Origin of the sequence: Amaricoccus sp. B4 (assembly GCF_043226085.1) — a bacterium.
In the GTDB taxonomy this organism is placed as follows: domain Bacteria; phylum Pseudomonadota; class Alphaproteobacteria; order Rhodobacterales; family Rhodobacteraceae; genus Amaricoccus.
In genome coordinates this window covers 1,570,988-1,585,025 of sequence record NZ_CP171225.1, presented here as the reverse complement: position 1 = coordinate 1,585,025, position 14,038 = coordinate 1,570,988, and the positions used below count along the sequence as shown (strand labels likewise).

Sequence of the window (14,038 nt, the reverse complement as noted above, 5' to 3'; positions counted from 1 at the left end):
GGCGATCGCTCTGCATACGGCCCGCTGCCGTGGCGGACGCGGAATTGCTGGCGCGTCTGTTCGACGAGGCCGATGGCGGGCTTTCTCATCCCCGCTGGGCAGCAGCGGCATCGCCCGGCCAGAACCCTTTCGCGGTCGGCGCCGAGAATATCGTCTCGAACCGGACACGGCAAGCGCTGCGCGATGCCTGGGTCGGCGAAGACGAAGGAAGAATCGTGGGTGCGATCCTCGCCTACAGAATGACACCGGCCTTGATCGGCACCGACCAACCCTACGCGCGCCTCAAGACCCATGTGCTCGGCACATGGTACATCGACTCCCTCGCGGTTCTGGAGGGCCGCCGCCGCAGCGGCGTGGGTCGGTCCTTCCTCCAAGCAGCCGACGATGCGGCCCGTCGTGCCGGCTGCACTGGGCTGTCACTCCTCGTCTACGACAACAATCCCGCGGCGGCAGCGCTCTACGAGCGGTGCGGTTTCACCGAAACTCATGCCCATCCGCTGCCACCGGAACACCCGACCGGGGCACGGACCATCCTGCTTCTCCAGCGTGAGGTAACCAACTCGGAGCATTGATTTTCGGAAGCATGAACCCTGGGCTAGGGGTGGAGAAGGTTGGATAACAGGCCCATCCCCTCCGCCACTTGCCCCCGCGAAAGCGTTCTCCCGATCCGGCTGCGGCCGAATTTTCCGTTGTTTTCGAGGGTTATGCGGGTGGGGCTCAGCACTGGCCCTGCCGCCGCTAGGCTTGGAAGCGGTCTCTCTGGGCCGATATTCTCCGAACCTCATGACTGCGTGGGTTTGGTGAATAGCCTGCAACTATCGGAAATTTCAGTTCTTTCCGACGCCCCACCTGAACACTTCGATGTCAGTGGCGTTCGTGAAAAGGAACCCGGATCGAACATTGAACAGGCGGATCATAGCCTTGCTGCGCTGGATCAATCAGCAGGCAGAGCCGGCGTCCTCACCTTCTCTTGCGTGTGCCGAAGCCTCGATTTCACCGAGTTCGAGCGCGTCACCTACGGCCGCCAGCCATTCTGTAAGGCGGTCAGTGGCCACGGAGACCTGTTCGGGCTTACGCAAGGCACACTCCCAAATCGTCGCCACGCGCCAACCCTCCTCAAGCAGCGCTCCGCGAACGGCGCTGTCACGAGCAACGTTCGCCGCGAATTTGGCCTGCCAGAAGTCCGAGCGCGTAGCGGGAGTGGTGGAGTAGCGGCATCCCTCATGCCGATGCCAGAAGCAGCCGTGCACAAGGACGACGGCGCGATACTTCGGCAGAACGAGGTCCGGTCGCCCGCGGACCTTCTTAGAATGGAGCCGGAATCGAAAACCGCGCGCGTGCAACGCCCGTCTTAGCGCAAGCTCGGGCCTTGTGTCTTTTCCCCTGATCCCCGACATCATCCGGGAACGGGTCTGCTGGTCCACGATATCTGACACATGCGTCCTGGTTTTTGTTTCTGAACCTAGTATAGACCAACGGGATGAAAATCGTCAGGAGCCTGATTTGCCTTCCACTTTCGGTATTGTCGATCTGTTTGCCGGTCCAGGCGGGCTTGGCGAGGGATTTGCGTCCCTTGCCAGGGACGGCCATGCGCCGTTCCGGATCGGCATCTCGGTCGAGAAGGAGGCATCGGCCCATCGGACCCTGACGCTTCGTGCATTCTTGCGTGAATACATGGCTCTTCACGGCACCTTGCCCGATCAGTTCATCAATTTTCATGCAGGGCTTGAGACCGAACCAGACTGGTCAGCCGTCGACGCTCAGGCGTGGAAGCATGCCATAGACGAAGCCCGTGCGCTTGAACTTGGAACCGATGTCGCCGCGTCCGCAATAGATTGCGCCATCAAGAATCTGAAGGCCGGATACGACGATACGATCCTGATCGGCGGCCCCCCCTGCCAAGCCTATTCCTTGGTTGGGCGCGCACGGTCGAAGGGCAAACTCGGCTATGTTCCCGAGAAAGACGCACGGCACTACCTCTTCCGCGAGTACATCCGGGTGCTGGACAAACTTCGCCCAGCCGCCTTCGTCATGGAAAACGTCAAGGGCATGCTGTCCTCGACGGTCGAGAGTCGGCTGGTCTTCGAGATGCTGATGGAAGACCTGTCGTCGCTCGGTACGGGGCGCGACCATCATTACGAACTGCGTGCCATCCGGGTCGAAGACGACAAGGCAGATCTGCAGGAAGCGACACAACCTTCGGACTTCATCGTACGCTCCGAGGCATTCGGAGTTCCGCAACGACGCCACAGGGTGATCATTATCGGCATCCGCTCCGATCTTGCAGCAAGGGCAGCAGATGCAGAGATCGCTGTCTCACCGGCGACCAGGACAGTCAACAATGTCATAGGGAACATGCCCTCCTTGCGGAGCGGCATCAGCAGAGGGCTCGACGAGGCCAAGTCGTGGCGTAGTGAGGTCATCGATGCGGCAAAGCTGCTGGCCGACATCTACAAGGGGAAGGATGACCGCGCCCTTCGCGAAGCCTTCCGCTCTGTCTCACGGCGCGTGCAGGAAGCTTCCCCAGAAGTTCGTGCTGCCTCGTGGCTTCCAGACGGCTATGCAATGTCGAATGACGAGTTGCTGCAATGGCTGGAACGGCCGGGCCTCCGCGCGATCGCCCAGCACGAGACGCGCGGGCACATGGCGTCTGATCTCGGCCGCTATCTCTTCGCCGCGGTCTTCGGTAACGTCCATGGTTATAGCCCGAAGGCCGCCGACTTCCCGCTCGCACTCAGCCCCGATCACCGCAACTGGCACACCGGTGTCTTCAACGACCGCTTCCGGGTTCAGCTGGCGCACAAGGCATCTACCACGGTCACCAGCCACATCTCGAAGGACGGCCACTATTTCATCCACCCGGACCCGATCCAGTGCCGAAGCCTGACAGTAAGAGAGGCCGCCCGACTGCAGACCTTTCCCGACGACTACCTTTTTCTCGGGAACCGTACGCAGCAGTATGTGCAAGTGGGGAATGCCGTGCCGCCATTTCTGGCAAGGCAGATAGCCAGACTCTTGCTTAAGTGCCTGTCAACCTCCGGCATCTAGCATTACTCTCAGTTGTTCGATTGCTCGATGTGAGCAACGGTTGATTGTCTTGTTACTGCAGATTCATGGAATGCATAAAATGGGCCTAGCTCGGCATGCAGATGCCACTCCTCACGCCGCCGCATTGATCGAGGGGCTGAGGGACATCGGTTATTCCCTCGAGACGGCAATTTCTGACATCATCGACAATTCGATTACTGCGGGTGCACATCGGATCCATATCGTCACCGAAACGTATTCCGATGAGCCCTACATCGCGATCATCGACGATGGCGAGGGGATGTCAGAGGAAGAACTGGTTGCTGCAATGCGACCAGGCAGCAAGAACCCATTGGCCACACGCGATAAACCTGATCTAGGAAGGTTCGGCCTCGGACTCAAGAGCGCAAGTTTTTCACAGTGCCGCCGCCTGACGGTCGTTTCCAGACGGTCGGGACAAACAAGCGCAGCCATCTGGGATCTGGATGTCGTGGCCGAGCGGAACAAATGGGAGGTGGAGTTACCGGGCCAATATGATTTGATCCCCGGCATCGGCAAGTTGAGCCCAAAGGGCACGCTTGTTCTCTGGCAGAAACTCGATCGGCTGACCGGGGGTTATTCCCACAATGCCGCCAAGCGCGCCGAAGTCATCAACCAGAGAATTGCAGAAACCGAGCGCCACCTGCGCCTTGTGTTCCATCGATTCATGGAAGACTCAAAACCGCTGCACATTTTCCTGAACGGGCGACTGCTTCGTCCCCTCGATCCTTTCGCGCGAAAGAACCCCGCAACCATTTCAGACCCCGAAGAGAAGCTGACCCTGATCAGGGGCGATGTAAAAATCCAGAGCTTTACGATTCCTCATCACAAGCAGACCACGGATTGGGAGGATCTCGGCGGCCCGGAAGGCCACCTAAAATCGCAAGGCTTCTATCTGTATCGTGGCAAACGCCTAATTGTGCACGGCACCTGGTTTGGCCTCTGTCGCCAATCGGAACTGACAAAGCTGTCGCGGGTCCGGATCGACATTCCCAACACCATGGACGCCGACTGGAAGATCGACGTCAAGAAATCCTCGGCACAACTTCCGCCAATTGTGCGCGATCGCTTGAAAAAGGTCATCGAGCGCATCCTTGCTGGTTCGAAGCGAACCTACAGCAAGCGGGGCCAGAAGCTCGTCGATCACGAACGGCTGCCGATGTGGCACCGGACTCAGGCAGATGGGCAGATCCGCTACCGTCCGAACACGGACCACCCGGCCTTCGCCGATTTCGCCGAAAGCCTGCCTCCTGACTTTCGGCGCGGCTTCATCAACTGCATCGCCTTGGTCGGAGCGTCTCTGCCTATCGAAACATTGCACGCTGACATGGCAGGCACGGCCGAGCAAATCGTCCCGGATCGTGTGGACGAAGACACGCTTGCCCAAGCCGTGCAGGCAACCCTCTCCGCCCTTCTAGCCGCGCACAAGGACATCAAGGAAATCAAGGCACTGATGAAGGACGTCGATCCGTTCAGATCGGCTTGGGAAGATACGGAACGCATCATCGCAGCGACGATCGAGACGAAGGAAGACAAGTGAAGCAGATCCTGAGCAGCCTCGAGGGCATGACGTCCATGTACATGGCGTCTCAACCCGGCCCCCACACGGCACAGTCGATCAGGGAGATCATTGCCCAGCTGCGCGACATGCCGATGTTTGCAGGGCAGGTCGAAGATGATGACGCCGAAGAACTAGCGCGCTTGATCGAGGAGAAGTACGGCATCAGCATGGGCTTCGGCGCAATTGTCGATGCCGAGGATTTTCGCCCCTGGCTGCATGACGCCCGGATCAACGGCGAGGTCGGTGACTTCTACTGGGGCCGGTACCGAAAGCTCCTGAACTTGAAGGGACTGCCGAAGTCGGTGATCGACGCGACGGACGAGGTGACCGACCGGGTGCTGGACCGTCTGGGCGATCCGCGCAACCTCAGCCCCTGGAGCCGCCGCGGTATGGTCGTGGGCCATGTGCAAAGCGGCAAAACTGCCAACTACACCGGGCTGATCTGCAAGGCGGCGGATGCCGGCTATCGCCTGATCGTCGTGATCGCAGGCATCCACAACAACCTGCGCAACCAGACCCAGGCGCGGATCGACGAGGGCTTCATCGGCCGGGATACAGGGCGGCTGGCGCACGCCAACAAGGCCATGAAACAGAAGATCATCGGGGTCGGCCAGTTCGATCAGCGCGAGTTCCCGGTCTCGCTGACCAACACGATCAGAGACTTCAACAAGGCGACGGCGACCACCAACACCAGCCAGATCGGGCAATACAACGTCCCCGTCGTGCTAGTGATCAAGAAGAATTCCAGCACGCTGAAGAACCTGCTGGAATGGCTGGAGGAACACTCCGCAACCGGGGCCTCCCGGATGGTCAGCCAGCCCATGCTGCTGATCGACGACGAGGCCGACAACGCCTCGATCAACACCGCCTATGCGCGCGACGAGGTCACCCGTATCAACGGGCAGCTCCGGCAGCTGTTGTCGATGTTCCACCGCAGCTGCTACGTTGGATATACCGCGACGCCCTTTGCCAACATCTTCATCGACCCGGATACCGACGACGAGGCCCTGAAGCAGGACCTGTTCCCGCGGCACTTCATCATCGGCCTCGACGCACCGTCGAACTATTTCGGCGCGCAGAAGGTGTTCCTCGATTCCCGCGAACGGCATGTCCGCCTGATCGACGACAACGAGGACATCCTGCCAATGAAGCACAAGATCGACCATCCGGTCGACGTGCTGCCAGCAAGCCTGATCCGTGCCGTCCGCGCCTTTGTCGTCGCGCGAGCGATACGGAATGCCCGGGGCCAGCAGGGCGCGCATGCCTCGATGCTGATCAACGCCTCGCGCTTCACCGACGTCCAGGGGCGGTTGCGGTTTCGAGTGGCCGACCTGGTCGACAGGATGCGGGACGCGGTCGCGGTCGATGGGGCCAAGGGCGTGGCAGCGCTGTGCAACCCCGAGATTGCTGCCCTGCACGCGGTCTGGGAGTCCGAGTTCGCCGAAGCCGAGGGCGCGGACTGGCCCACCGTCCAGTCTCATCTGCATGAGGTTCTGGTCGCCGGGCGTGTTGTCGAGGTCAACGCGTCAAAGCGGTCGCAGCCGCTCGACTATGACCAGGCTGGGGAACATGGCGTGACGGTGATCGCCGTGGGCGGCTTCTCTCTCTCACGCGGACTGACGCTGGAAGGACTGACGATCAGCTACTTCCTGCGGAACTCCATTATGTATGACACGCTCATGCAGATGGGTCGGTGGTTCGGCTACCGGTCGGGCTACGAGGATCTGTGCCGCATCTGGATCCCCGCCGATGGTGTGGGCTGGTATGCACATATCCACGAGGCGATGGACGATCTGCAGACGCAGCTGAAGCGGATGGAGCTGGCCAAGGCCACGCCAGAGCAGTTCGGCCTGGCCGTGCGCAGCCATCCGGAATCGCTGATCGTGACGGCGCGAAACAAGATGGGAACGGGGAAGGAATTCCCCATGAAAGTCAGCCTCGAAGAGAAGCTGATCGAAACCACGCGCATAGTTGCCGACGAGTCCCTGATGCAACGCAACCGTGCCGCAGGCGAGGCATTGCTACAGGACATGCTTTCAGATGGCCTTGCGTTCAAGCGTCGAAGCCGCGGACACTTGGTAAAGGGGGTTGCGGTTGGCAGGATCGACTCCTTCCTGCGGACCTACCGCACGGATCCATCGAATGTGCCTGCAGATCTTCTGACTGACCCGAAACTGATCCGCGATTACATCGTCGCGCGCGCCGACAGCGAGTTGCGGCTGTGGGACGTTTTCATTGCCAGTTCAACCGGAAGAGACTTCAAATTGGTCGACTTCGGGCATCTGACTCTAGTGCCATACGGGCGTTCGGTCGACCCGGGCGACTTCTCGAGGGGCGTACTGACGATCAGCGGCACAAGTCGGCGCGTTGGTTCGGCCGAGGATGAACGCGAAGGGCTGACCACGGAACAGATCGAAAGGGCTCTTGAGGGTTATCGGCTGACGCGCGCGGACAAGAAACTGCCCAAGACGATATCGCCTGCGGTCTATCGCAAGGTTCCGGGGAGGCGTCCGCTCCTGATCCTGCGTCTCGTGCGCCCGATGGTGGATAGAGAGGACGGCAACACCTTCTACGGAAAAGATGTCCTCGCCTGGGGCCTTTCCTTCCCCTCCAGCAAGATCGCAGGCGGCACCGTAGAATACGTCGTCAATACCATCCGGATGCGCGAGATGTTCGGCGAGGAAGAGATTGAGGAGGAGGCGCTCGGTGATACCGAATGACACGCCATGGTCCGGCCTCGAGGCCGGGAAAGTGGACACCCGCCGGGTATCGGCATCGGCACGGTGGAACTGGTTCTGGGCGGTGATGCCGCGCGCCGATGTTGCCCTTGTCCTGCAACTGACAGACCTGCCGAAGCCCGCGCCAGACCTGCCAAAGCTCCGGAACCTCGAAATACGGTTCCAGACATTACCCGGTGGACCGATCCTGTACATCCGACTCAAGGACAGCGCGCAGCTTGAACTGTTCGAGACCCTCTGCCGCGATGTGATGACGGCAGGCGAACTTGCCGAGACGGAGGCCGAGGCTCTCGAACGCGCCATTGGCCGCACCTTCAGGTGGCATTACCTGCTGCGCGGCGGAAAGCTCGAGATCTTGTCGGAGGAAGCCCAGAAGGGTCTGATCGGCGAGATCGAAGTGCTGAAGTTGCTGATTTCCACCCTTGGCGCCAAACCGGCGTTGACCGCGTGGACGGGCCCTTCTGGCGCACCGAAGGACTTTGAAATGAAAGCCGACTGCATCGAAGTCAAGGCGAGGCGCGGGGCCTCTCAGCCCTTCGTGAAGATCACGAACGAGTTCCAGCTGGCTGATGTGCCGGATCGACGCCTGTGGCTGGCGGTGCTGGCCGTCGACAAGGTGCAGCCGCCGCACGGCCGAACGCTGACAGAGCATGTCTCGGAGGTCACCGAGCTTCTTGAACGGACCGAACCTTCGGTCATCATGGATTGGGACTTGCACCTTGCTGACGTCGGATTTGACATCCTGCACGACTACTCAGCGTGGCGCTGGATCGTGTCGGCGCCTGAATTCCATGCTGTAACCGAGGACTTCCCGCGGATTGCCGCGCCCGTGCCCTTGGGGCTGTCTGCGGTTTCCTACGCCCTTGCCCTTTCTGCCTGCACGCCATTCCGGACGGATTGGGGCACGGTGCAGGAAAACCTGAACGAAGCAGCCCAGCCATGAGCGAACTCGACGAGTACCACCAGAACCTGATGGCCGATATCCGCCGCGAAGCGGATGCCAGCGGCATCTTCCCCGTCGAGGCATTCTTTGACCGGATGACGGACCGTCTGACTGAAGCCGGTGAACTGGAGGTAGCCGATCGCGCCTACTTTCAGAGCGGCGAAGGCGGTCAGAGACTGAGGATCGACGGCTATGCTGGTGATCCGAGAGACAGCGAAGGTGTCCTTGGCTTGATTGTCTGCGATTTCGCCGACAGCGACAGTGTACAGACCTTTGGCAAGGGCGATGTCCCCCCGATCCTGAACCCCTTGATCCGATTTCTGAAGAAGGCAAAGATCGAGAATTTCCGGGATTCCCTAAATGAGGCCAATCCGGCGTTTCAGGTCTCGGACCTGATCATCACGACATGGGCACAGGTCACGAAGGTCAAGCTGATCCTTGTCTCGAATCGCCAGTACATCGGTCGTGATGATGCGGTGAAGCTGGTCGAAATCGGTGACGTTCCGATCACCTGGTCCGTCTGGGATCTCGCTCGGTTCGAGCGCTTCGATCTGAAGGGAAGCGACGAAATCGAGATCGACCTGAACGGAGATTTCGGCGGTGCGATACCCGCCCTCAAGGCCTCGCGATCTGGTGACGCCTTGGAAAGCTACCTGATGATCATTCCTGGTTCGCAACTGGCGAGCATCTACGATCGCTGGGGCGAAAAGCTCCTTCAGGGCAATGTGCGCTCCTTCCTTCAGGCGCGGGCCAAGACGAACAAGGGAATCCAGAACACAATTCGAAACGAGCCCGAGCTGTTCTTCCCCTACAACAATGGCTTGTCCGCGACCGCAAATGCGGTCATGTGCGATGAAGGTTCGAATGGCCTTGTCGTCACCTCGATCAGCAACCTCCAGATCGTGAACGGTGCCCAGACGACCGGTTCGCTTCATGCGGTCATGAAAACTGCGGCGGAGCAACTGCAGCGGGTCTTCGTGCAGATGAAGCTGACGGTGGTCCCATTCGATCGGGCGGAAGAAATCGTGCCGCGGATCTCGGAATATGCGAACACCCAAAACAAGGTGAACGCTGCCGACTTCTTTGCCAACCATCCGTTCCACGTCCGGATGCAAGATTTCTCGCGGGACGTCATTTTTGCGCGCCGCGAAGGCGAACGTCACGACACCAAGTGGTTCTACGAGCGGGCGCGTGGTCAATACATCAACGCTAGGCCAAAGACGCGGGGGCGAGCCCAGACCGATTTCGATATTCAGTTCCCAAAGCCGCAGCTCTTCAGCAAGACAGATCTGGCCAAGTTCGAATTATCGGCCGCGGGCCACCCCCACATCGTGTCGCGCGGGGCCCAGAAGAACTTCGCCGAATTTGCGAAGGACATCGGCGAAACCTGGTCAAAGAACGATGCCAAGTTCGACGAACTTTGGTACAGGCGACTGATATCAAAGGCGATCGTGTTTCGCTGGCTCGAGACCGAGATTCCCAAGCAGCCATGGTACGAAGGCGGCTACCGTGCAAATATCGTCACGTATGCAATGGCCAAGGTGTTTCACGATGCCAACGGCGAGAAACAGGTTCTGGACCTCGATGCAATCTGGCGTCGCCAATCCGTTTCCGACGCATTGAAACAAGCCTTGTTGCTGGCCGCAGGCGAAGCAAACGACGTGATCACCAATCCTCCTGCAGGCGTGCGCAACATGTCGGAGTGGGCGAAACAGCAGGCGTGCTGGAACGGATTGAAGGGGCGATCACTGGATTATGGTCCAGATTTCGATGGCTGCCTCGTGCTGGCAGAGAATGCCCGAACCAATGAGCGCGACCAGAGGAAGAAAAAGCGGGAGATTGACGGTATATCCGCTCAGTCTGAAGTCGTGAATCGTGGGGCCGATTTCTGGAGGGAAATTCTTGAGCTGGGCATAGCCGACCGGAAACTCACTCCGAAAGACCAGCAGATCTTGCAGGTTTGCGCCTCGATGCCGCGACAACTGCCGAGTGAACTACAGTGCAAACATGCCTTGAGTGTCCTTGAACGCCTGAGGGAACAAGGGTTGGTTTCCGTTTAATGCTTTTCTAGTCGGTGTATTATCGGAGTGTCGTGATAACTCACCCGATTACGGCTTCTTGGGTCTGCCAGTGTTGCGGGAATGGCCGCAGTAGCTGAGCAAGCGTGACCTCTGGTCCCTGCCTGCCGTCGAGGATCGCCTCGACGATATCAGGCGCAAGCAATGTCAAACGCAGGACACGGGTCATGTATGAGGGCGCGATCCCCTCGCGTTCGGCAAGTTCGGCAATGGTGGCGAACTCCCCAGAATCCAGCATGCGCTTCCACCGGAAGGCGCGGGCCAGCGCCTTGACCAGCGTGCTGTCGGTCCTCGCCGGGTGCGTGCCGCCTTCCGGCAGCTGCATCTCCTTCCGCCCGCCGCGCTTCACGATGCGTAATGGCACGTGGACTGTGACGGTCTCGGGTACCTCCGTCGCGCGGGTCATGCCGCTGCTCCGATGCAGCCAGACAGCATCTCGCGCGCAAGCCCTCCGAGACCGTCCATCCGGAGCCGGACGTACAGGCCGTTCGTGCCGATGTCGACCCGTTCGACCAGCAGCGCCACGATCCGCGCCTGCTCGGCGGGGAAGAGTTCGTCCCACAGAGGATCGAGCTGCTGCATTGCTGCGCGGGCGTCGGCCTCGGTGATGTCGGCGGCATGGGCGCGCGCCGCCCTCCACGTCCCCGCCACGATCTCCGGCTGGCGGAAGACGGCGCGCAGCTGGTCGATGACGGCCGCTTCGATCTCGGCGGCGGAGATACGGCCGACCGGGCAGGATCCGGCACCGTGCTTCAGCACCGTCTGGCTGACATAGTAGCGGTAGAGCCGCCCGCCCTTGCGAGTGTGCGTTGGGGAGAAGGCCGCGCCATCGGGCCCGAACAGCAGCCCCTTCAGCAGCGCGGGCGTGTCGGCGCGGGTCCGGGCAGCGCGCTTGCGCGGGCTCTCCTGCAGGATCGCATGGACGCGGTCCCATATCTCGCGGTCGATGATCGCGTCGTGCTCGCCGGGATAGCTTTCGCCCTTGTGGACCGCCTCGCCGATGTAGGCGCGGTTGCTGAGCATCCGGTAGAGGTACTTCTTGTCGATCCGGTTGCCGCGCGGCGTGCGGATGCCGCGTTTCGCGACCTCCCGCGCCAGTTCCGTCCCAGATCCGATCTCGAGGAAGCGGGCGAAGATCCAGCAGACGTGCTCGGCTCGCTCATCGTCGATGACCAGCTTCCGTTTCTCGACGCGGTAGCCGTAGGGCAGCACCCCGCCCATCCACATGCCCTTGCGCCGGGAGGCCGCGACCTTGTCGCGGATGCGCTCGGCCGTCACCTCGCGCTCGAACTGCGCGAAGGAGAGCAGGATGTTCAGCGTCAGCCGACCCATGGAAGTCGTCGTGTTGAAGGACTGCGTCACCGAGACGAAGGTCACGCCGTTCCTGTCGAACACCTCGACCAGCTTCGCGAAGTCGGCGAGTGAGCGGCTTAGGCGGTCGATCTTGTAGACTACGACCACATCGATCAGCCCATCCTCGATGTCATCCAGCAGACGCTTCAATCCGGGGCGCTCCAGCGTGCCGCCGGAGATGCCGCCGTCGTCATACTGATCGCGGACAAGTATCCATCCCTCGGACCGCTGGCTGGCGATGTAGGCATCGCAGGCCTCCCTCTGGGCGTGGAGGCTGTTGAACTCCTGCTCCAGCCCTTCCTCCGAAGACTTCCGGGTGTAGACCGCGCAGCGGAGCTTGCGGACGACCTCCGATTTTTCCGGCGGCTTCGTCATCTCCGCCCCCTGTGGTTCTTGAGCCCGAAGAAGCCCCAGCCGTTCCAGCGCGTGCCGGTGATCGCGCGGGCGATCGCGGACAGCGACTTGTACGGCCACCCCTGCCATTCGAAGCCGTCGGCGGTGACGGTGACGATCTGCTCGACGCCCTGCCATTCGCGCAGGAGCCGCGTCCCTGCGATGAGCGTGGCATCGTGCCGGATCCGGCGGGTCGCAACATTCTTGCTGTCATATTGCTCGCCGAGGATCTCCAGCCGCCGGCGCGTCTCGGGCCTGAGGCCGCCGAAGTGCAATTCCTGGAGCCGGTAGGCAATGCGGTTCTCGAGATGCCGGCGGTTGTAGGGCGGCGGATCGGTCTGAAACAAGTCTCTCCACTGTTTCCGCAGCTCCGGCATCGGCATGGTTTTCAAGGCGGTGATGCGCGCGGGTGTCCGCCATCAGCGCTCTTGGGACATCTGAGTTGGCTTTGTAACGGAGGGTTTCAGGCTCATCGAAGCCACCAAGGAGTGGAGATGAGACAGAAACCCGGAACATCGAAGCCTACAGCTGAGGCGATGGTTAAGGACATTCGCCGGCGCACACGGAAGCACCATTCGTCCGAGGAGAAGATCCGCATCGTGCTTGAAGGGCTGCGTGGCGAAGACAGCATCGCCGAGCTCTGTCGGCGCGAAGGGATCGCGACGAGCCTCTATTACAGCTGGTGCAAGGAGTTCCTCGAGGCCGGCAAGAAGCGGCTCGCCGGTGATACGTCCCGCCAGGCGACCAGCCCCGAGGTCAAAGAGCTGCGTCAGGAGGCGTCAGCGCTGAAGGAGGCCGTGGCCGATCTCACGCTGGAGAACCGCCTTCTCAAAAAAAGCATGCTTGGGGATGGGGGAGACCAGGAATGAGATATCCCGCGTCCGAAAAGCTCGAGATCATCCGGCAGGTAGAGCAGTCTCACCTGCCGGCGAAGCGGACACTCGACATGATCGGCGTGCCCCGCACGACCTTCTACCGGTGGTATGATCGCTATCTGTCTCTCGGAGCCGCCGGGCTCGAGGACCGGCCTTCGCGTCCGACCCGGGTCTGGAACCGCATCCCGGACAAGGTGCGCCGGCAGATCGTCGATCTCGCGCTCGAACAGCCTGAGCTGTCGCCCCGGGAACTCGCGGTCAGGTTCACCGATACCCGGTGCTACTTCGTGTCGGAGGCCAGCGTTTACAGGGTTCTGAAGGCACAAGACCTGATCACCAGCCCGGCCTTCGTCGTGATCAAGGCGGCGAACGAGTTCCATGAGAAGACGACCCGCCCGAACCAGCTCTGGCAGACCGACTTCACCTATTTGAAGGTCATCGGCTGGGGCTGGTTCTACCTCTCAACGATCCTCGACGACTACAGCCGTTACGTCGTCGCGTGGCGGCTCTGCACGACGATGAAAGCATCAGACGTGACAGCTACGCTGGAAGATGCCCTGGTCGCCTCGGGCTGCGACCGAGCCACCGTCGTCCACCGGCCCAGGCTGCTCAGCGACAATGGCAGCAGCTACATCTCCAGCGAATTGGCCAACTGGCTTGCCGACGAGGGCATGGATCACGTCCGCGGCGCGCCCCGGCACCCACAGACCCAAGGCAAGATCGAGCGCTGGCATCAGACCCTGAAGAACCGAATTCTCCTTGAGAACTACTACTTGCCCGGGGCGCTCGAAGAGGCGGTCGCGGCCTTCATCGACCACTACAATCATGACCGCTACCACGAGAGCCTCGGGAACCTCACGCCTGCCGATGTCTATCTCGGCAGGGCAGAAGCAATCCTGAATCGGCGAAAGGAGATCAAAGCCAAGACCATCGAGAAGCGCCGCTTGCTGCATCGCCAAACCGCGGCATAAACTGAAACCCGATCGAGCCAGACCCTCCATTCCCAGTCAGGCCTTCGTGTCCCAAATCAT

Annotated in this window: 11 protein-coding genes; 7 read left to right on the top strand and 4 right to left on the bottom strand. The window is 60.8% G+C overall.

What is annotated here, in order from left to right; genetic code table 11:
- The first annotated feature begins 44 nt into the window (after window positions 1–44).
- The gene (locus tag ACF66B_RS07650) at window positions 45–572 is read left to right on the top strand and encodes a GNAT family N-acetyltransferase (protein WP_162683455.1); all 528 of its coding nucleotides are present in this window, start codon (window positions 45–47) and stop codon (window positions 570–572) included.
- 366 nt (window positions 573–938) lie between these two features.
- Here the strand turns inward: ACF66B_RS07650 and ACF66B_RS07645 are convergent, their stop codons facing one another.
- Window positions 939–1,397 (bottom strand): very short patch repair endonuclease, encoded by a 459-nt coding sequence (locus tag ACF66B_RS07645; protein WP_392664832.1) that lies wholly within the window; start codon window positions 1,395–1,397, stop codon window positions 939–941.
- 106 nt (window positions 1,398–1,503) lie between these two features.
- Between ACF66B_RS07645 and ACF66B_RS07640 the strand changes: the two genes are divergently transcribed.
- From ACF66B_RS07640 to ACF66B_RS07620, 5 genes are read left to right on the top strand one after another with little or no spacing between them, the layout of a single operon-like run.
- A complete protein-coding gene (locus ACF66B_RS07640; RefSeq protein WP_392664553.1) occupies window positions 1,504–3,048 on the top strand; it encodes a DNA cytosine methyltransferase in 1,545 nt (514 codons plus the stop codon).
- A 49-nt stretch (window positions 3,049–3,097) separates the two neighbouring features.
- Window positions 3,098–4,606, top strand: a complete 1,509-nt coding sequence (locus ACF66B_RS07635; protein ID WP_392664550.1) for an ATP-binding protein — start codon at window positions 3,098–3,100, stop codon at window positions 4,604–4,606.
- Entirely contained in the window at window positions 4,603–7,347 is a 2,745-nt protein-coding gene (locus ACF66B_RS07630) for a Z1 domain-containing protein (RefSeq protein WP_392664547.1), read from the top strand. Before ACF66B_RS07635 ends, ACF66B_RS07630 begins: the two co-directional genes overlap by 4 nt.
- Window positions 7,334–8,308, top strand: coding sequence for a PD-(D/E)XK motif protein (locus ACF66B_RS07625; RefSeq protein ID WP_111431998.1), 975 nt, complete (start codon window positions 7,334–7,336; stop codon window positions 8,306–8,308). The genes ACF66B_RS07630 and ACF66B_RS07625 overlap by 14 nt, the downstream gene beginning before the upstream one ends.
- A complete protein-coding gene (locus ACF66B_RS07620; protein WP_111431999.1) occupies window positions 8,305–10,368 on the top strand; it encodes an AIPR family protein in 2,064 nt (687 codons plus the stop codon). The genes ACF66B_RS07625 and ACF66B_RS07620 overlap by 4 nt, the downstream gene beginning before the upstream one ends.
- A gap of 40 nt (window positions 10,369–10,408) precedes the next feature.
- Here ACF66B_RS07620 and ACF66B_RS07615 read toward each other — a convergent pair whose 3' ends face one another.
- The 3 genes from ACF66B_RS07615 to ACF66B_RS07605 are packed head-to-tail and all read right to left on the bottom strand — an operon-like array spanning window position 10,409 to window position 12,533.
- A complete protein-coding gene (locus ACF66B_RS07615) occupies window positions 10,409–10,792 on the bottom strand; it encodes a hypothetical protein (protein WP_111432000.1) in 384 nt (127 codons plus the stop codon).
- Window positions 10,789–12,114, bottom strand: coding sequence for a recombinase family protein (locus ACF66B_RS07610; protein WP_111432001.1), 1,326 nt, complete (start codon window positions 12,112–12,114; stop codon window positions 10,789–10,791). The genes ACF66B_RS07615 and ACF66B_RS07610 overlap by 4 nt, the downstream gene beginning before the upstream one ends.
- Window positions 12,111–12,533, bottom strand: coding sequence for a DUF2924 domain-containing protein (locus ACF66B_RS07605; protein WP_392664830.1), 423 nt, complete (start codon window positions 12,531–12,533; stop codon window positions 12,111–12,113). The genes ACF66B_RS07610 and ACF66B_RS07605 overlap by 4 nt, the downstream gene beginning before the upstream one ends.
- Before the next feature lie 93 nt (window positions 12,534–12,626).
- On the opposite strand from ACF66B_RS07605, the gene ACF66B_RS07600 reads away from it, so the two are divergent.
- Window positions 12,627–13,978, top strand: a protein-coding gene (locus tag ACF66B_RS07600; RefSeq protein WP_392664544.1) for an IS3 family transposase whose coding sequence is annotated in 2 segments (ribosomal slippage) — window positions 12,627–12,963 and window positions 12,963–13,978 — 1,353 coding nt in all. Because the reading frame shifts where the segments join, the coding sequence is not laid out codon by codon here.
- Window positions 13,979–14,038 lie beyond the last annotated feature (60 nt).